This is a genomic window from Pseudomonas sp. KH_017 (genome assembly GCF_057840285.1).
The window spans coordinates 4,176,514-4,193,840 of record NZ_CM174509.1; the positions used below are offsets into that span (position 1 = coordinate 4,176,514).

General features: G+C 58.4%; 17 protein-coding genes and 1 tRNA gene. 6 read left to right on the top strand and 12 right to left on the bottom strand.

All coding sequences use genetic code 11. From position 1 onward, the window contains the following. Nucleotides 1–10: 10 nt before the first annotated feature. From AC3IT6_RS18970 to AC3IT6_RS18980, 3 genes are all read right to left on the bottom strand, one after another. Complete coding sequence (locus AC3IT6_RS18970) at nucleotides 11–499, bottom strand: (2Fe-2S)-binding protein (RefSeq protein ID WP_489351956.1); 489 nt, start codon at nucleotides 497–499, stop codon at nucleotides 11–13. Nucleotides 500–757: 258 nt separating this feature from the next. Further along, nucleotides 758–1,222 (bottom strand): MarR family winged helix-turn-helix transcriptional regulator, encoded by a 465-nt coding sequence (locus AC3IT6_RS18975; RefSeq protein WP_223531270.1) that lies wholly within the window; start codon nucleotides 1,220–1,222, stop codon nucleotides 758–760. Between the two features lie 105 nt (nucleotides 1,223–1,327). Next, a complete protein-coding gene (locus AC3IT6_RS18980; RefSeq protein ID WP_489351959.1) occupies nucleotides 1,328–2,380 on the bottom strand; it encodes a 2,5-dihydroxypyridine 5,6-dioxygenase in 1,053 nt (350 codons plus the stop codon). A gap of 343 nt (nucleotides 2,381–2,723) precedes the next feature. Between AC3IT6_RS18980 and AC3IT6_RS18985 the strand changes: the two genes are divergently transcribed. The 6 genes from AC3IT6_RS18985 (at nucleotide 2,724) to AC3IT6_RS19010 (ending at nucleotide 9,198) form a co-directional block, all read left to right on the top strand. Then, nucleotides 2,724–3,872, top strand: coding sequence for an FAD-dependent monooxygenase (locus AC3IT6_RS18985; RefSeq protein WP_489351961.1), 1,149 nt, complete (start codon nucleotides 2,724–2,726; stop codon nucleotides 3,870–3,872). Further along, nucleotides 3,869–4,687 carry an alpha/beta fold hydrolase gene (locus tag AC3IT6_RS18990; protein ID WP_223531268.1) on the top strand — a complete coding sequence of 273 codons (819 nt, stop codon included), beginning with the start codon at nucleotides 3,869–3,871 and terminating at the stop codon, nucleotides 4,685–4,687. The genes AC3IT6_RS18985 and AC3IT6_RS18990 overlap by 4 nt, the downstream gene beginning before the upstream one ends. A gap of 30 nt (nucleotides 4,688–4,717) precedes the next feature. Next, entirely contained in the window at nucleotides 4,718–5,473 is a 756-nt protein-coding gene (locus tag AC3IT6_RS18995; protein ID WP_489351964.1) for a maleate cis-trans isomerase family protein, read from the top strand. 9 nt (nucleotides 5,474–5,482) lie between these two features. After that, a complete protein-coding gene (locus AC3IT6_RS19000; RefSeq protein WP_489351966.1) occupies nucleotides 5,483–6,115 on the top strand; it encodes an N-carbamoylsarcosine amidohydrolase in 633 nt (210 codons plus the stop codon). 268 nt (nucleotides 6,116–6,383) lie between these two features. Next, on the top strand, nucleotides 6,384–7,700 hold the full coding sequence (locus AC3IT6_RS19005; protein WP_489351968.1) for an MFS transporter: 1,317 nt from the start codon (nucleotides 6,384–6,386) through the stop codon (nucleotides 7,698–7,700). Between the two features lie 205 nt (nucleotides 7,701–7,905). Then, nucleotides 7,906–9,198: an OprD family porin gene (locus tag AC3IT6_RS19010; protein ID WP_489351970.1), complete on the top strand. Its 1,293-nt coding sequence runs from the start codon at nucleotides 7,906–7,908 to the stop codon at nucleotides 9,196–9,198. 608 nt (nucleotides 9,199–9,806) lie between these two features. On the opposite strand, the gene AC3IT6_RS19015 is transcribed toward AC3IT6_RS19010, so the two are convergent. From AC3IT6_RS19015 to thrS, 9 genes are all read right to left on the bottom strand, one after another. Then, a tRNA-Pro gene (locus AC3IT6_RS19015) sits at nucleotides 9,807–9,883 on the bottom strand. 89 nt (nucleotides 9,884–9,972) lie between these two features. Then, the gene (locus tag AC3IT6_RS19020) at nucleotides 9,973–10,329 is read right to left on the bottom strand and encodes a MerR family transcriptional regulator (RefSeq protein WP_003179985.1); all 357 of its coding nucleotides are present in this window, start codon (nucleotides 10,327–10,329) and stop codon (nucleotides 9,973–9,975) included. Further along, nucleotides 10,310–10,612: an integration host factor subunit alpha gene (gene ihfA, locus AC3IT6_RS19025; protein WP_002553164.1), complete on the bottom strand. Its 303-nt coding sequence runs from the start codon at nucleotides 10,610–10,612 to the stop codon at nucleotides 10,310–10,312. Before ihfA ends, AC3IT6_RS19020 begins: the two co-directional genes overlap by 20 nt. Nucleotides 10,613–10,615: 3 nt before the next feature. Beyond that, complete coding sequence (gene pheT, locus AC3IT6_RS19030) at nucleotides 10,616–12,994, bottom strand: phenylalanine--tRNA ligase subunit beta (protein ID WP_489351973.1); 2,379 nt, start codon at nucleotides 12,992–12,994, stop codon at nucleotides 10,616–10,618. Between the two features lie 26 nt (nucleotides 12,995–13,020). After that, nucleotides 13,021–14,037, bottom strand: coding sequence for a phenylalanine--tRNA ligase subunit alpha (gene pheS, locus AC3IT6_RS19035; protein WP_007975711.1), 1,017 nt, complete (start codon nucleotides 14,035–14,037; stop codon nucleotides 13,021–13,023). A 109-nt stretch (nucleotides 14,038–14,146) separates the two neighbouring features. Next, nucleotides 14,147–14,503, bottom strand: coding sequence for a 50S ribosomal protein L20 (rplT, locus tag AC3IT6_RS19040; RefSeq protein WP_007905879.1), 357 nt, complete (start codon nucleotides 14,501–14,503; stop codon nucleotides 14,147–14,149). A gap of 28 nt (nucleotides 14,504–14,531) precedes the next feature. Next, nucleotides 14,532–14,726, bottom strand: a complete 195-nt coding sequence (rpmI, locus tag AC3IT6_RS19045) for a 50S ribosomal protein L35 (RefSeq protein WP_002553160.1) — start codon at nucleotides 14,724–14,726, stop codon at nucleotides 14,532–14,534. Nucleotides 14,727–14,786: 60 nt separating this feature from the next. Then, nucleotides 14,787–15,338 (bottom strand): translation initiation factor IF-3, encoded by a 552-nt coding sequence (gene infC / locus AC3IT6_RS19050; protein WP_172668659.1) that lies wholly within the window; start codon nucleotides 15,336–15,338, stop codon nucleotides 14,787–14,789. Next, complete coding sequence (gene thrS / locus AC3IT6_RS19055; protein WP_489351975.1) at nucleotides 15,338–17,260, bottom strand: threonine--tRNA ligase; 1,923 nt, start codon at nucleotides 17,258–17,260, stop codon at nucleotides 15,338–15,340. Before thrS ends, infC begins: the two co-directional genes overlap by 1 nt. Nucleotides 17,261–17,327 lie beyond the last annotated feature (67 nt).

Here is a 17,327-nt window from a genome sequence, read left to right on the forward strand (position 1 = left end):
ATCAATCCGTTCAAGACTTTTGACGGGCGGCACGCAGTACCGCTCGAAGAATTTCGATATGGGTGCCGCAGCGGCAGAGATTGGCCGACAGTTCGTTGCGAATCTGTGCCTCGCTGGGGTGCGGGGTGCGATCGAGCAGGGCCTTGGCGGTCATGATCATGCCGTTCATGCAGTAGCCGCACTGCGCCGCCTGCTCCTCAATGAAGGCCTGCTGCACCGGGTGCGGATGCTCACGGGTACCAATGCCTTCGAGGGTGATGATTTCCCGGCCCTCGGCGCCGGACAACGGAAACACACAAGCCCGCGCCGCAACACCATCGATGATCACCGTGCAGGCGCCGCACTCGCCCAGGCCACAACCATATTTCGGGCCGTTGAGCTGTAAATCGTTACGCAGCACCAGCAACAGCGGTGTGTCGGCCATGGCACAGACCGTAGTGGTCTGGCCATTGACGTGAAGCGTCACGGTCTTTTCCGGCGCCAGTGCTTGCTCACTCATGTCGCACTCTCCAGGTGTTACCGCTCGCTCTCTTGATGAGGCGCGGCTTTTTATTAAGTAATCACTACATGAAAAAGGCGTGACCGGTACCGCATGCGCAGGCTGCGCAGATCCTGCGCAGTGCCATTGCGGGTTCTAAAGCTTGAAGAGGGGGATGGCTACCCGACTCCTCACGTTACCCCTGACTACATTTTTTTCATGAAGTATCCACTTCATGAGTCAGACGCAAGAAGAATGCCAGGGGCGGTTTCTTACTCGTCAATCGTCGGCGTCATCGATCATCTTGCGCAGCAGATACAGCATCGCAACGCGCTCGGCCGGGTTGAGATTACCCATGGTCAGTTCGCTGACGCGGGCAGCATGAGGCACGGTGTCACGCACTAATTGATGGCCACTGTCGGACAGGCCAACGATGACTTTGCGCCGATCTTGAGGGTCTGGCTCCAGGGTGATCAGGTCGCGCGCCTTGAGCCGCTCGACGATGCCTCGAATGGTCGCCTGGTCCACCGCAGTGGCCTTGACCAGCTCGGTCAATGAGCTAGGTCCGGCATCACGCACGGCGCACAGCGTGATGAACTGCACAGCGGTCAGCTGCGAATCGTCGACGTTCTGCTGGAAGATCGCCATGTTGCGCTGGTAAGCCTTGCGCAGCAAATGACCGACCTGCTCGGAAAAGGCATAGGGCGCGGTTGTCTGTGGGGTGTTGTCTGTCGTATCCGGCACGGCGGGCTCTATCAAAAAAAAGTAAGTGGCGTTTACATTAACCTGCGAGGGGGATCAAGGTAACTCAATCGTGGTGGGTCACTGGCTTGGGCCCCCTCTTTTATATCACCGCGCGATAGAGGCCTGCGGCGCTACCACATCACCGCCCAGGACCACCGCCTGATCATCGAGGTAGATATCGCAATGACGTAGCGGGATGTCCAGATGGCACGGGGTTTTTCGGGTACCGCCCACCTCGGTATTGGGCCCGGTGGAGAACAGGAAGTTGCCGTAGAACGCCCGGGCATCCATGCACATGCCGTCGTTTTTGTCATGCAAGCCCATGGCGGTCCACTGCGCACGCGGCTGCAAACCCCAGCCGATATGGGAGATGCCGTACACCTCGGGGTCGTTGAAGTACTTCATGTAGTCACGCAGGTATTCGGCCTCGAAGCCACCATGGATCGAAGTAATGAAACCCTTTTCGATTTCCAGGGTGATCTTCTCTCGCGAGTAATTCTTGAACGGCAACAGGATATCGCCGACGTCGATCACCAGTACGCCCTCGGCGGTTTCCTCGTTTGGCCAGGAGAATAGAAAACCGCTGGGCCAGTGATCCCAACGCCCCGGTTCATCGGCAAAACCGTACTCGGTGACCGCAGGGTATTGCCCGAGCAACGCCTTGAAATCACTGCCGGCCCTGGACTTCACGTGGATCGAGCGCGCCTGCTTCAGCAGCTTCTCGGCCGCCATCACCCGCTCTTTGTCCGCCAGCGTAGGCAGCATCCGCGCCAGCACTTCCGGTGGTTCGACCGCCAGCAGTATGCGCGTCCCGGTCTTGAGGATCTGCTCCTGCTCCGGCGAGTGCAGCAACATCATGGTGTCGACCACGAGGTCCGCCGCTTCCAGCGCCCGTTGCGCGGCGATATTGCCGGTCAGCGAGGTGTCGCCGCAGTAAGCGGTCATGTCGTTGCCCATGGCCATCGGGTGATTGAATGACGGCAACTCGACCGCATAGACCTTGGCCCCAAGACGCTGGGCGGCGTCCATGGCCGCCCGCACGGTACGCGAGTCGGAGTAGTGGCTTTTCAGCACCGCGACACTTTGAGTGGAGTCCACTTTCGACAGTTTCAACACGTGTTCAAACATCTGGGTCAGTTCGCAATCGCTTACCGGCATTTCTTGTCTTCCTCTTAACCTGTTGAGTTCGTTCGAGCCTCGCGCTCTGCGCACCAAAGCAAGGCAGCGGGCTTGGCAGCTGCACGAATTTGAAGTGTATACGCTATTTAATGACGATAGCACAACAAATTAACGGACGTCTCAAGAGAAGGAGCGAAACGTTACAAAGCGACACTCACCCGCTATTTATAGGTTACGAAGCGTTACGCGTACCGTTTATCGTTGATTTTTATTTTTCAAGCGGTCTCTTCCATTCGAAAAACAATAGCGTATACACTTCAATTCGCGGCGAGACGACAACCCGATCTCACCAGCCAAATATTCAAATCGAAGGAAAAGCCCCATGCGAAACAAACAAAAAATCGCAATCGTCGGCGCCGGTCTAGGTGGCGCTGCTGCTGCAACGCTGTTACAGAAAGCCGGGTTCGAAGTCGACGTTTATGAACAGGCGCCAGAGTTTTCCCGTATTGGTGCGGGCATCCACATGGGCCCCAACATCATGAAAATCTTCCGCCGCATGGGCATTGAGCAGAAGTTGAGCGACATGGGCTCGCACCCTGATTTCTGGTTCAGCCGCGACGGCGCCAGCGGTGACTATCTGTCCCGCATCCCCTTGGGTGAATTCGCTCGTAAGGAATACGGCGCGGCTTACATCACCGTGCACCGCGGGGACCTGCATGCACTGCAAATGTCAACTATTGCGCCGGGCACTGTGCACTTCAACAAGCGCCTGACCGGGATCGAGGAAACCGATGATCTGGTGCGCCTGCACTTCAGCGACGGCACCACCACCGAGGTCGACATCGTCATCGGCGCCGATGGCATCAACTCCAGAATTCGCGAAGAGTTGCTCGGAGCGGAAAGACCGCTGTACAGCGGCTGGGTTGCCCACCGCGCCTTGATTCGCGGCGAGGTGCTGGCCAAGTACAACATGGACTTTGAAAACTGCGTGAAGTGGTGGAGCGAAGATCGTCACATGATGGTCTACCACACCACCAGCAAGCGCGATGAGTACTACTACGTCACCGGCGTACCGCACCCGGCCTGGGACTTCCAGGGCAGCTTTGTCGATAGCAGCCGCGACGAAATGTACGACGCATTCCAGGGCTATCACCCCACCGTTCAAGCGTTGATCGAATCCAGTGAAAGCGTGACCAAATGGCCGCTGCTCAATCGCAACCCGCTACCGCTCTGGAGCCGTGGACGGATGGTGTTGCTGGGTGATGCCTGCCACCCGATGAAACCGCACATGGCGCAAGGCGCGGGCATGGCCATCGAAGATGCCGCCATGTTGACCCGCTGCCTGCAGGAAACCGGGCTCACCGATTACCGCACCGCGTTCAAGCTATACGAAGCCAACCGCAAGGACCGTGCCTCGCGAGTACAGGCGGTGTCCAATGCCAACACCTGGCTGCGCGCACAGGAAGATCCGGCCTGGGTCTATGGTTATGACCTCTACGGCCACCCACTGAAATCGGAAGTGGCCGCATGAGCACCTTCATTCAGGGCGGCAACGTTCAAGCCAATGGTATCCGCCAGCACTACCTGCGTTATGGCGGTCAGGGCAGCACCGGCAAACCGATAGTGTTGCTGATTCCCGGCATCACCAGCCCGGCTATCACCTGGGGGTTTGTCGCCGAGCGCCTGGGCCAGTATTTCGATACCTACGTACTCGACGTTCGTGGCCGCGGCCTGTCCTCCACCGGACCGGAACTGGACTACGGCACCGACGCCTGCGCCGATGACATCGGCGCATTCGCCAAAGCCATGGGCATCAATGCCTATCACCTGGTCGGCCACTCCATGGGCGCGCGGTTTGCCGTGCGCAGCGCCGTACGCAATCCAGAAGGTCTGCAAAGCCTGGTACTGATCGATCCTCCCGTCTCCGGCCCCGGCCGGCGCGAGTACCCGAGCAAGCTGTCGTGGTACGTGGACTCTATCCGCCAATCACTAAGCGGGATGGACGCCGACGCCATGCGCGCCTTCTGCCCGACCTGGACCGAGGAGCAGCTGCAAGTACGCGCCGAGTGGCTGCACACCTGCTACGAACCGGCCATCGTCCGCGCCTTCAACGATTTTCATGACGTGGACTTTCATCAAGATCTGCCGCACCTGCCTGTCCCTGCCCTGCTGATCGTTGCCGGTCGCGGCGGCGTAATCCAGGCCGGGGACGAAGCGGAAATTCGCGACCTGCAACCCGCGATCCAGATTGCTCACGTTGAAAACGCCGGGCACATGATTCCGTGGGATGACCTCGAAGGTTTTTTCGCGGCTTTCGGCGATTTCCTCGGCCAGCCCCTGACCTGAATTCAACGCACGTTGCAAAGGAGATAGCTTGTGATCGAGCCTTATCGTATCGGCCAGATTGTGCCGAGCTCCAACACCACCATGGAAACCGAGATCCCGGCGATGCTGGCAGCACGCCAATTGATCCGCCCCGAACGCTTCACCTTTCACTCCAGCCGCATGCGCATGAAGCAAGTGCGCAAGGAGGAACTGGCGGCCATGGACGGCGAGTCCGACCGCTGTGCCATTGAGCTGTCGGACGCCAAGGTCGATGTACTGGGTTATGCCTGCCTGGTCGCAATCATGGCCATGGGCCTGGGCTACCATCGCCAGTCCGAGAAACGCCTGCGCCAGGCCACCGCCGACAACGACGGTAACGCACCGGTCATCACCAGCGCCGGCGCCTTGATCGATGGCTTGAAAGTAATGGGCGCCAAACGCATTGCCATTGTCGCGCCGTACATGAAGCCGCTGACCGAGCTGGTGGTGGATTACATTCGCGAAGAAGGTTTCGAGGTGGTGGACTGGCGCGCCCTGGAAATTCCCGACAACCTGGCCGTCGCCCGCCACGACCCGGCCAACCTGCCCGCCATTGTGCGCGACATGAACCTTGAAGGCGTGGATGTGATCGTCCTGTCGGCCTGCGTGCAGATGCAATCGCTGGGAGTGGTCTCACAAGTCGAGGCCGAAACCGGCAAACCGGTACTCACCGCCGCCATCGCCACCACCTACGCCATGCTCAAGGCACTGGACCTGGAGCCCATCGTTCCGGGTGCGGGCGCGCTGCTGTCTGGCGCCTATAAATAGGAGAGTGTCATGAGCCAAGAACAAAGTGCCGATGCCAACTATCAGGGCGTGTGGGGCCAGCGCATCGGCTTTGGCAATAAGCCTGCGCTGTTGATGATCGATTTCATGCAGGGCTATACCCAAGAGGGCGCACCGCTGTACGCGCCAGGCGTGGTCAGCGCTGTAGCCGAGAGCGTCGAACTATTGGCCTGCGCCCGCCAACATGAAGTCCTGGTAGTGCATACAAACATTCGCTACCACCCAGGGCATTTTGCCGACGGCGGTATATGGGTCAAAAAAGCCCCCGTGATGAAAGACATGATCGAGGGCAACCCACTGGCAGCCTTCTGCGAGCCGGTGCTGCCCAACCCGGACGAAGTGGTCATCAGCAAGCAATACGCCAGCTCGTTTTTTGGCACCAGCCTGGCGTCGATGCTGCGCGCCAAAGGTATCGACACCGTGGTACTGGCGGGCTGCTCAACCAGTGGCTGTATTCGCGCGACGGCGGTAGATGCCGTGCAGCATGGATTCCGGACCATCGTTGTTCGCGAATGCGTCGGCGATCGACACCCCGCACCACACGAAGCCAACCTGTTCGACATTGATAACAAGTATGGCGATGTGGTGAGTAAACAGGAGGCCATGACGCAGTTCAGAAAATGAGAGGGCCATTGGTTTTCCCGGGCTGACACAGTGCCCTCCCGGGCAAGCCTGCAACCTCCACAGATTCACGGCTTTACCGAATAACCGGCAGAAATGGATATCTGCCGTCGAACCAGGCCGTAGAGCACTGGTCGCCAAATACTGAGCAAGGGTCGACATCAACCCTGCCCAGTCTTCTGACACTGCCTTTGGAAGCCGCCGTCCGGTGCTACCAAAGCATTGATCCGCGGCTAAACAACAATCACAAAGTCACCGCCAGGAGACACCCATGCCCTCTGCAAATGTAGGTACACCCACTGCGACCACCGTCGCAGACCCAGTCCAGGCGCTTTACCGCAAGATCACCTGGAAGCTTATTCCCTTCCTCTGCTTCTGCTATCTGGCCTCCTATCTGGACCGGATCAACGTCGGCTTCGCCAAACTGCAAATGCTTGAGCATCTGCACTTCAGCGAAACGGCTTTCGGCCTGGGCGCCGGTCTGTTTTTCGTCGGCTACATCATTTTCGAGGTTCCGAGCAATCTGGTCCTGGAAAAAGTCGGGGCGAAGATCTGGATCGCACGCATCATGATCACCTGGGGGCTGCTCTCGGCCTGCACCATGCTCGTCACTTCCACCACGCAGTTTTACATCCTGCGCTTCCTGCTCGGCGCCGCCGAAGCGGGCTTTCTGCCGGGGGTGCTGTATTACCTGACCACCTGGTTCCCGACTTATCGCCGCGGCCGCATCATCGCCTTGTTCATGATCGGCCTGCCGTTGTCCAGCGTGCTCGGCGGCCCACTGTCCGGCTGGATCATGGGGCATTTCGATAACGCTGGCGGCCTGCGCGGCTGGCAGTGGTTGTTCCTCCTCGAAGCGATACCCAGCGTGTTGCTCGGTGTGCTGACCTTCTGGGCTTTGCCGAACAACTACCGCCAGGCCAAATGGCTCAACGATGACGAGAAAAACCTGCTGGAACAGGAACTGCGCGCCGACGACGCCGACTCCACCGGCAGCAAGCACAGCTTTCGCGACGGTTTCTTCAACCTGAAGGTGTGGATGCTCGGCGGCATCGACTTCTCGATCCTGCTCAGCGCCTATGCCATGGGGTTCTGGATGCCGACCTTCATCCGCAACGCAGGCGTCGTCGATACCTTTCACATCGGCGTGCTCACCGCGCTGCCGAGCATCGCCGCGTTGCTGGGCATGCTGTTGATCGGCGCCAGCTCCGACAAACACCGCGAACGCCGCTGGCACATCATCGTGCCCTTTCTGGTAGGCGCAGCGGCCATGGCCAGTGCGCCCTTCTTTGTCGACAACGTGGTGGCGACCGTGGCGCTGTTCGCTATTGCGTCGGCGGCGATCATCGGCGCGGTGCCGGTGTTCTTCAGCCTGCCGGCAACCTTTCTCAAAGGCACCGCGGCGGCCACCGGCTTCGCCCTCGCCTGCTCGGTGGCGAACATTGCCGGGCTGGTCAGCAACTCGCTGATGGGCGTGGCCATCGACGTCACCGGCAGCAGCGCCGGCGCACTGTGGTTCTTCGCCGTCTGCCTGATTCTCAGCAGCTTCCTGGTGATCGCCCTGCCGGCCAAGCTGGTCAATCGTTGAGACACTTCAGCCAGGCGACTGCGCGTCCTGATGTGAGTCGCAAGGGGATCTCATACAGCCCCCCTTGCGGCTGATCCCACCGACGCGGAACAGCTCAAGCCAGGCCCGCGAGCCATCAGCCACCTCATGTTCAAACCCCTCCTGCGGACAGGCCTCGACCTCGTCTGACAGGAGGCGCTTTGTCCTCATTCCAGAGATCAACAGCATGCACACTCCTGCACTGCGCAAAGCCCATGCAATCAGCAGCACCCTCGGCGGCTGCCTGACGCTGGGCCTGGCCCCACCACTGCTGGCCGAAGAAGCCGGCTTCATCGAAGGCGCGACGGCCAACCTGCAACTGCGCAACTACTACTTTAGCCGCGACTTCTCCGACATCGTCGGCCCCAACAAGCAATCCAGGGCCGAGGAGTGGGCCCAGGGCTTTATCCTTGATGCCCGCTCAGGCTACACACAGGGCAGTATCGGTGTCGGCGTGGACGTGCTCGGCCTCTACGGTGTCAAGCTCGACAGCAGCCCGAGCCGGGCCAGGACCGGACTGCTGCCGACACACGACGACGGCAGATCCGCCGATGAGTACGGCCGCCTGGGTGCGGCGATGAAACTCAAGGTCTCCAGCACTGAGCTGAAGGTTGGTGAGCTGCGGCCCAACCTGCCGGTACTGGTCTACAGCGATCTGCGCCTACTGCCGCCGACCTACCAGGGTGCTTCGCTGGTTTCCAACGAATTGTCCGGACTAACCGTAAACGCTGGCCAGCTGCACTCCACTAGCCTGCGCGACTCGAGTAACACCCAGGAGATGTATGCACTGATCAATGACCCGATCAACCCGGCGCGTATCGCCAATTTCACCAGCGACCGCTTCAACTATCTGGGTGCCGACTACAGTTTCAACTCCAATCGCACCAGCGTCGGTCTCTGGCAGGCGCAACTGGAAGACATCTACCAACAGCGTTACTACAGCTTCAAGCACGCCGAGCCAGTAGCTGACTGGACGCTAGGCATAAGTGTCGGCTACTTCGATGCTCGCGACGACGGCCGAAGCATCGCCGGCAAGCTCGATAACCATGCACTGTTCAACCTGTTGTCGGCGAAGCGCGGCGGCCATACTTTCTACCTGGGCTACCAGCAGATCGGCGGCGACGATGGTTTCATCCAGGTTGGCGCCAACACCAACCCGCTTGGCAATACCCTGCCTACCTACGAGTTCGCCGCACCGGATGAACGCTCCTGGCAAGTCCGGCACGACTACGACTTCGTCGCCCTCGGAATTCCCGGTCTGACCACCACTCTGCGCTACGTGACTGGAGACAACGTCACCACTGGGCGGGGGTTTGAAGGTCAGGACTGGGAGCGCGATCTGGATATTGGCTACGCTGTCCAGAGTGGAGTGCTGCGTGGAGTGGGTATCCGCATCCGCAACGCTATTGCGCGCTCCAACTACCGTAGCGATATTGATGAGAACCGGCTGATCCTCAGCTATAACATCAGCCTTTTCTGATAGCCGTACCCGTCGGAACTTTCAGGCAGAGTAAGCCAAGAACCTGGGCACCATCAGCGACGGTGCCCAGGAGCCGACATGGCGAAGCAGAGCCTCAGCGAGCATCATCACCCTCGGGAAGATCACCCCGTAGTGAACCGGCGGTTGAGGTGCCACTACGCAAGGACCCAACATAAATCAGTAGCACGCTTCGGGCAGACGCTACGCTTCCATTTTCGCCTGCAGGCCGCCCACCGCTGGAGAGTGGGCGAGCTCACAAGCTTGGTGAATGGTGGTCTTGCGGTATTTCAGCATCCCGCCACTGTGTGTTCACGCCGACACCGAATTGACCCACGTGCCGACGCAAGACTGCCCCACCTCCAAATTGGTACGAATCCAGCGTAGGCGAAGGTTCGAGAGGAGTCGGACTGGATCAGTGGCATTTCGGCAACTGGATCAAATCGGCGTCGGCACGAACACTGGGGGGGGCATTGGCACACCGAAATCTTGCGTCCATCTCCTTCCCAAGAGGTGAGGATTCCACCGAAAGCCAGCCGTTTTGTAGGGGTAAAAACGACCTAAAATAAAAAGGGGTCGCGAGATAAAATCTCGCAACCCCTTGAAAAATATGGTCGGGACGGAGTGATTCGAACACTCGACCCCTAGCACCCCATGCTAGTGCGCTACCGGACTGCGCTACGCCCCGACTAGGCGTGAAACTCATCCCTCATCTCGAAGAACGCTCAAGAATATATCGCAAGCTTTTGAAAACTGGAAGTATTTAAAAGCGAGAATTTATTTCTTGAGTACCACCAGAACATCTTCGAGCTCGGCGATCATCTGGCGGATCATTTGCTTGTATTGGGTGGTGTCGTCTTTGGCTTCATCACCGGACAAACGCAGGCGCGCTCCGCCGATGGTGAACCCCTGATCGTAAAGTAGCGCGCGGATCTGCCGGATCATCAGCACGTCCTGGCGCTGATAATACCGGCGGTTTCCGCGGCGTTTGACAGGGTTGAGTTGAGGAAACTCCTGCTCCCAGTAGCGCAGCACGTGTGGTTTTACCGCACACAGCTCGCTGACTTCACCAATGGTGAAGTAGCGTTTGCCCGGGATGACGGGGAGCTCGTCGTTATGACTTGGTTCCAGCATAAGCCTCAACTCGGGCCTTCAACTTCTGCCCTGGACGAAAGGTGACCACACGGCGAGCCGTGATCGGGATTTCTTCCCCCGTTTTCGGATTGCGGCCAGGCCGCTGGCGTTTGTCCCGAAGGTCGAAATTGCCGAAACCGGACAATTTGACTTGTTCGTTGTCTTCGAGAGCGTGCCTGATTTCTTCAAAAAACAGTTCGACCAATTCCTTGGCCTCCCGTTTGTTCAGGCCCAGCTCTTCATACAGACGTTCCGCCATCTCAGCTTTCGTCAGAGCCCCCATACGTCACTTCCTTAACGTGGCGTTCAACCTTTGTTCGAGCGAGGTGAGGATGTTTTGCGTTGCGGTATTCACCTCATCGTCATTAAGAGTGCGCGATGGATGCTGCCAGGTCAAGCCGACTGCAAGGCTTTTTCTATCAGGATCAATGCCTTTACCCTGATACACGTCAAATAGCCTGAGGTCTGTCAGCCATTCGCCTGCATTTTCACGGATTACGTCCAGCACAGCCGTGGCTGCAACGTCTTTGTGCGCAATCAGTGCAAGGTCACGACGCACTTCAGGAAAGCGCGATAACTCGTGGAATTTTGGCATTTTGCCCGACGCTACTTCCGCCAGAACCAACTCGAAGACGAAGACCGGACGGTCGAGACCGAGGGTTTTCGACAATTCAGGGTGGATCGCGCCAATGAAGCCGACCAGACGACCGTCACGCTCGATGCGCGCGGTTTGACCCGGGTGCAGCGCTGGGTGTTTGCCCGGCACGAAAGTGAACGCATCCAGGGCACCGGCGAAGCCCAGCACCGCTTCCACATCAGCCTTGACGTCGAAGAAGTCGACGGTATCGCGACCCTGCGCCCAGCCTTCCGGCAGGCGACTGCCGCAAACAACACCCGCCAACATCGGCTCTTGCTTCAAACCTTCAAGCTGACCAACGAAACGCAGGCCGCTTTCAAACAGGCGCACGCGATCCTGCTGACGGTTCAGGTTGTGCTGAAGCGCCTTGACCAGACCCGGCCACAGCGACGAACGCATGGCGGCCATGTCATTGGAAATCGGGTTGGCCAGCAGCAACGGTTCAACACCCGGATTAAACAGTTCGAACTGTTTCGGATCGATGAAGCTGTAGGTAATAGCTTCCTGATAACCACGGGCAACCAGCAGGCGGCGCAGTTCAGGCAGGTCACTACGGGCTTCCGCCTTGGCTTGCGGCGCCAGACGCGCTTGCGGATAACGAACGGGCAAACGGTTGTAGCCGTACAGGCGTGCCAGTTCTTCGATCAGGTCGACTTCCAGGCTGATATCGAAGCGATGGCTCGGTACGTCTACACGCCACTGCCCTGCCCCGTCGGCAGTAATGGTCAGGCCCAAGGCATTGAGCAGACGCTCCACTTCGGCCGAATCCATTTCCATACCCAGCATCTGGGTAATGCGCTGGGCACGCAGGGTGATCGGAGCAATTTTCGGCAGGTGCTGTTCGCTGACGGTCTCGATGATCGGGCCCGCTTCACCACCGGTGATTTCCAGCAGCAAGCCAGTCGCGCGCTCCATGGCTTCGCGGGCCAGTTGCCAGTCCACGCCACGCTCATAGCGATGCGATGCATCGGTGTGCAGGCCATAGGAACGGGCCTTGCCTGCTACGGCGATCTGGTCGAAGAAAGCGCTTTCCAGGAACACATCACGGGTGGTCGCGGAAACACCGCTGTGCTCGCCACCCATGACACCGGCGATTGCCAGTGTGCGGGAGTGGTCGGCAATCACCAGCGTATCGCTACGCAGGCTGACTTCCTGACCGTCGAGCAGCACCAGTTTCTCGCCCTCTTCGGCCATGCGCACACGGATGCCACCGTTGATTTCGGCGAGATCGAAGGCGTGCAGCGGCTGACCCAGTTCCAGCATCACGTAGTTGGTGATGTCGACGGCAGCATCGATGCTGCGCACGTCTGCACGACGCAGGCGCTCAACCATCCACAGCGGCGTAGGCCTGGACAGGTCGACGTTACGAATCACACGACCGAGGTAGCGCGGGCACGCGGCGGGCGCCAGCACTTCTACCGAACGCACTTCGTCGTGGGCGGCAGGAACCGAAGCCACCACCGGACGGACCACCGCAGCGGCGTACAAGGCACCGACTTCACGGGCCAGACCGGCCAGGGACAGGCAGTCGCCACGGTTCGGGGTCAGATCGACCTCGATGCTGGCGTCTTCCAGGTCCAGATAAACGCGGAAATCCTTGCCTACCGGCGCATCGGCCGGCAGCTCCATCAGGCCGTCATTACCTTCACCGACCTGCAGCTCGGATTGCGAGCACAGCATGCCGTTGGACTCAACGCCACGCAGCTTGGCCTTCTTGATCTTGAAGTCGCCTGGCAGCTCGGCGCCGATCATGGCGAAAGGAATCTTCAGGCCCGGGCGCACGTTTGGCGCACCGCAAACAACCTGGAAGGTTTCCGAACCGTTGCTGACCTGGCACACGCGCAGTTTATCGGCATCCGGGTGCTGCTCGGTGCTCAGCACCTCGCCAACGACCACGCCACTGAAAACACCGGCGGCCGGCGTAACGCTATCGACCTCAAGACCGGCCATCGACAGACGAGCAACCAGCTCGTCGCGACTTACCTGCGGGCTAACCCAGCCACGCAGCCATTGTTCACTGAATTTCATCCTGCTCTCCTAAGAATTCGTTACGACTAGCGAAATTGCGCGAGGAACCGCAAGTCGTTGTCGAAGAACAGACGCAAGTCGTTCACGCCGTAACGCAGCATGGCCAGACGCTCTACGCCCATGCCGAAGGCAAAGCCCGAGAACTCTTCCGGATCGATACCGGACATGCGCAGCACGTTCGGGTGAACCATGCCGCAGCCCATCACTTCCAGCCAGCCGGTCTGCTTGCAGACGCGGCAGCCTTTACCGCTGCACATCACGCATTCCATGTCGACTTCAGCGGATGGCTCGGTGAACGGGAAGTACGAAGGACGGAAACGCACCGCCAGTTCCTTTTCGAAGAACACCCGCAGGAACTCTTCGATGGTGCCTTTGAGGTCGGCGAAATTGATGTCGCGATCGATCAGCAGGCCTTCGACCTGGTGGAACATCGGCGAGTGGGTGATATCGGAGTCGCTGCGGTACACACGGCCTGGGCAGACGATGCGGATCGGTGGCTGTTTCGACTCCATGGTGCGGACCTGTACCGGCGAGGTATGGGTGCGCAACAGCATGTTCGCATTGAAATAGAAGGTGTCATGCATCGACCGGGCCGGGTGGTGGCCTGGGATGTTGAGCGCTTCGAAGTTGTGGTAGTCGTCTTCGACCTCAGGGCCTTCGGCGATGCCGTAGCCAATACGGGTGAAGAACTGTTCGACACGTTCCAGAGTGCGGGTAACCGGATGCAGACCACCGGAGGTCTGACCACGGCCAGGCAGGGTCACGTCAATGGACTCGGCGGAGAGTTTGGCAGCCAGATCGGCTTCTTCAAACAATGCCTTGCGCGCATTGAGGACCTCTGTGACACGCTCCTTGGCAACGTTGATCAGCGCACCGACCTGCGGACGCTCCTCTGCCGGCAAATTCCCCAGGGTCTTCATCACCTGAGTCAATTCACCCTTCTTGCCAAGGTAGTGAACCCGGATTTGCTCCAGGGCATTGATATCTTCAGCGCTTTGCACAGCCTCTAGTGCTTGAGAGACGAGCGCATCCAGGTTTTCCATGTACAGACTCCAGATACAAAATAGGGGAAGAGCTTGAAGGCTCTTCCCCTATTTATGACGTTTAACACCTGGCCCCACAGAGGTGAGGCCGGGTGACTGTCGGGGGTACTTAAGCCAAGGTGGCTTTAGCTTTCTCGACAATCGCAGCAAACGCCGCTTTTTCGTTCACTGCCAGATCAGCCAGAACCTTACGGTCGATCTCGATGGACGCTTTTTTCAGGCCGGCGATGAAACGGCTGTAGGACAGACCGTTGATACGAGCACCAGCGTTGATACGAGCGATCCACAGAGCGCGGAACTGACGTTTTTTCTGACGACGGTCACGGTAGGCGTATTGGCCTGCCTTGATTACCGCTTGCTTGGCAACACGGAATACGCGGGAGCGTGCGCCGTAGTAGCCTTTAGCAAGTTTCAGAATTTTTTTGTGACGCTTACGGGCAATGACGCCACGCTTTACACGAGCCATGAGTTACTTCCTCTATTCTTGACTAAAATTAACGAAGGCGCAGCATGCGCTCGACTTTTGCCACGTCAGACGGATGCAGCAAGCTGCTACCGCGCAGTTGACGCTTACGCTTGGTCGACATTTTGGTCAGGATGTGGCTCTTGAAAGCGTGCTTGTGCTTGATACCGTTAGCAGTTTTCAGAAACCGCTTAGCAGCACCACTTTTGGTCTTCATTTTTGGCATGTTCGGATACTCCGCATTCAGTTGATAAACATAATCAGAAGGCCTGCCGTGCCCTGTTGATTACTTCTTCTTTTTCGGGGCGATGACCATGATCAGCTGGCGTCCTTCCATCTTAGGATGCTGTTCGACCGAACCGTACTCGAGCAAGTCACCTTCAACTCGCTTGAGGAGTTCCATCCCCAGCTCCTGGTGGGCCATCTCACGGCCGCGGAATCGCAAGGATACCTTGGCCCTGTCCCCATCACTCAGGAAACGTACCAGGTTGCGCAGTTTTACCTGGTAATCCCCTTCCTCCGTCCCTGGACGAAACTTGATTTCTTTAACCTGAATCTGCTTCTGGTTTTTCTTGGCCGCGGCAACCTGCTTCTTCTTCTCGAAGATCGATTTGCCGTAGTCCATCAGTTTGCAAACAGGGGGTACTGCATCGGCGGAAATTTCCACCAGATCCAGCTTGGCCTCTTCAGCCTTAAGAAGCGCGTCTTCAATTGACACAATCCCAAGCTGTTCACCTTCAGCCCCAATTAACCGAACCTCGCGTGCCGAGATATTCTCGTTGATCGGGGCTTTCGGTGCAGCTCGTTTATCTTGTCTCATTTCACGCTTAATAATAATTACTCCGAATCTGGGCGACCACGCCGGGAAACCGCTTGCGCGAGAAACTCAGCGAACTGGGCGACGGGCATCGAGCCCAGGTCAGCACCTTCACGAGTACGCACAGCGACAGTCTGCATCTCGACTTCCCGATCTCCGATAACCAAGAGATAAGGAACCTTGAGCAAAGTATGCTCGCGGATTTTAAAGCCGATCTTTTCATTTCTCAAGTCAGACTTGGCACGAAATCCGCTTTCGTTGAGGGTTTTTTCAACTTCAGCGGCAAAATCGGCCTGTTTATCAGTGATATTCATCACCACTGCCTGGGTCGGCGCCAGCCACGCAGGGAATGCACCCTCGTAGTGCTCGATCAGAATTCCGACGAAACGTTCGAAGGACCCCAGGATCGCCCGGTGCAACATGACCGGGTGCTTGCGGCTATTGTCTTCGGAGACGTATTCGGCTCCCAGACGGACAGGCAGGTTAAAATCGAGCTGCAGGGTACCACATTGCCAGACGCGACCGAGGCAATCTTTCAGCGAGAACTCGATCTTCGGACCGTAGAACGCACCCTCGCCCGGCTGCAGATCGTACGGCAGGCCCGCGCTATCAAGGGCTGCGGCCAGTGCAGCTTCGGCGCGATCCCAAAGCTCGTCGGAACCGACGCGTTTTTCCGGACGAGTGGACAGCTTCATCTCGACATCTTTAAAGCCGAAATCGGCGTAGACGTCCATGGTCAGCTTGATAAACGCGGCGGATTCGGCCTGCATCTGCTCTTCGGTGCAGAAGATGTGGGCGTCGTCCTGAGTGAACGCGCGCACGCGCATGATGCCGTGCAAGGCACCCGATGGCTCGTTACGGTGGCATGCACCAAACTCGGCCAGGCGCATCGGCAACTCGCGGTAGCTTTTCAGGCCCTGGTTGAACACCTGCACGTGGCAAGGGCAGTTCATTGGCTTGATCGCGTAGTCGCGGTTTTCCGACTGGGTGGTGAACATGTTGTCGGCGTAGTTGGCCCAGTGCCCGGATTTCTCCCACAGGCTGCGGTCAACGACTTGCGGCGTCTTGATTTCGAGATAACCGTTGTCGCGCTGAACCTTGCGCATGTACTGCTCGAGCACCTGGTACAAAGTCCAGCCGTTCGGGTGCCAGAACACCATGCCCGGCGACTCTTCCTGGGTGTGGAACAGGCCCAGGCGCTTGCCGATCTTGCGGTGGTCGCGCTTTTCGGCTTCTTCAATGCGCTGGATGTAAGCCGCCAGTTGCTTCTTGTCCGCCCATGCGGTGCCGTAGACGCGCTGCAATTGCTCGTTCTTGGCATCACCGCGCCAGTAGGCGCCGGACAGTTTGGTCAGTTTGAAGGATTTCAGGAAGCGGGTGTTCGGCACGTGCGGGCCGCGGCACATGTCGACGTATTCTTCGTGATAGTACAGGCCCATGGCCCGCTCGTTCGGCATGTCTTCGACCAGGCGCAACTTGTAGTCTTCGCCACGGGCCTTGAACACTTCGATCACTTCGGCGCGCGGAGTGACTTTCTTGATCACGTCGTAATCTTTTTCGATCAGCTGCTGCATGCGCTGTTCGATGGCGGCCAGGTCGTCCGGGGTGAAAGGACGCTCGAAGGCGATGTCGTAATAGAAACCTTCGTCGATGACCGGACCGATGACCATTTTGGCGGTCGGGTACAACTGCTTGACCGCATGGCCAACCAGGTGGGCGCAAGAGTGGCGAATGATCTCCAGCCCCTCTTCATCCTTTGGCGTGATGATTTGCAGCGACGCGTCGCTGTCGATGATGTCGCTGGCGTCGACCAGCTTGCCATCGACCTTGCCGGCAACGGTGGCCTTGGCCAGGCCAGCACCGATGGATGCGGCGACCTCGGCTACGGAAACCGGGTGATCGAATGAACGTTGACTGCCGTCGGGAAGAGTAATAGTTGGCATGGCGCCTCCTCTCCTAGTGGTGACCCCTACCAAAGGTCACGTGGGTTGGGATGAGCCAGTACAAGAT

Bases quoted from the DNA above. Each gene is read 5' to 3' on its own strand.
- AC3IT6_RS18980 (WP_489351959.1), bottom strand. From the start codon at position 2,380: ATGCCGGTAAGCGATTGCGAACTGACCCAGATGTTTGAACACGTGTTG.
- AC3IT6_RS18990 (WP_223531268.1), top strand. From the start codon at position 3,869: ATGAGCACCTTCATTCAGGGCGGCAACGTTCAAGCCAATGGTATCCGC.
- AC3IT6_RS19020 (WP_003179985.1), bottom strand. From the start codon at position 10,329: ATGCTGGAACCAAGTCATAACGACGAGCTCCCCGTCATCCCGGGCAAA.
- AC3IT6_RS18985 (WP_489351961.1), top strand. From the start codon at position 2,724: ATGCGAAACAAACAAAAAATCGCAATCGTCGGCGCCGGTCTAGGTGGC.
- AC3IT6_RS19010 (WP_489351970.1), top strand. From the start codon at position 7,906: ATGCACACTCCTGCACTGCGCAAAGCCCATGCAATCAGCAGCACCCTC.
- AC3IT6_RS18970 (WP_489351956.1), bottom strand. From the start codon at position 499: ATGAGTGAGCAAGCACTGGCGCCGGAAAAGACCGTGACGCTTCACGTC.
- thrS (WP_489351975.1), bottom strand. From the start codon at position 17,260: ATGCCAACTATTACTCTTCCCGACGGCAGTCAACGTTCATTCGATCAC.
- pheS (WP_007975711.1), bottom strand. From the start codon at position 14,037: ATGGAAAACCTGGATGCGCTCGTCTCTCAAGCACTAGAGGCTGTGCAA.
- pheT (WP_489351973.1), bottom strand. From the start codon at position 12,994: ATGAAATTCAGTGAACAATGGCTGCGTGGCTGGGTTAGCCCGCAGGTA.
- rpmI (WP_002553160.1), bottom strand. From the start codon at position 14,726: ATGCCAAAAATGAAGACCAAAAGTGGTGCTGCTAAGCGGTTTCTGAAA.
- AC3IT6_RS19000 (WP_489351966.1), top strand. From the start codon at position 5,483: ATGAGCCAAGAACAAAGTGCCGATGCCAACTATCAGGGCGTGTGGGGC.
- ihfA (WP_002553164.1), bottom strand. From the start codon at position 10,612: ATGGGGGCTCTGACGAAAGCTGAGATGGCGGAACGTCTGTATGAAGAG.
- rplT (WP_007905879.1), bottom strand. From the start codon at position 14,503: ATGGCTCGTGTAAAGCGTGGCGTCATTGCCCGTAAGCGTCACAAAAAA.
- AC3IT6_RS19005 (WP_489351968.1), top strand. From the start codon at position 6,384: ATGCCCTCTGCAAATGTAGGTACACCCACTGCGACCACCGTCGCAGAC.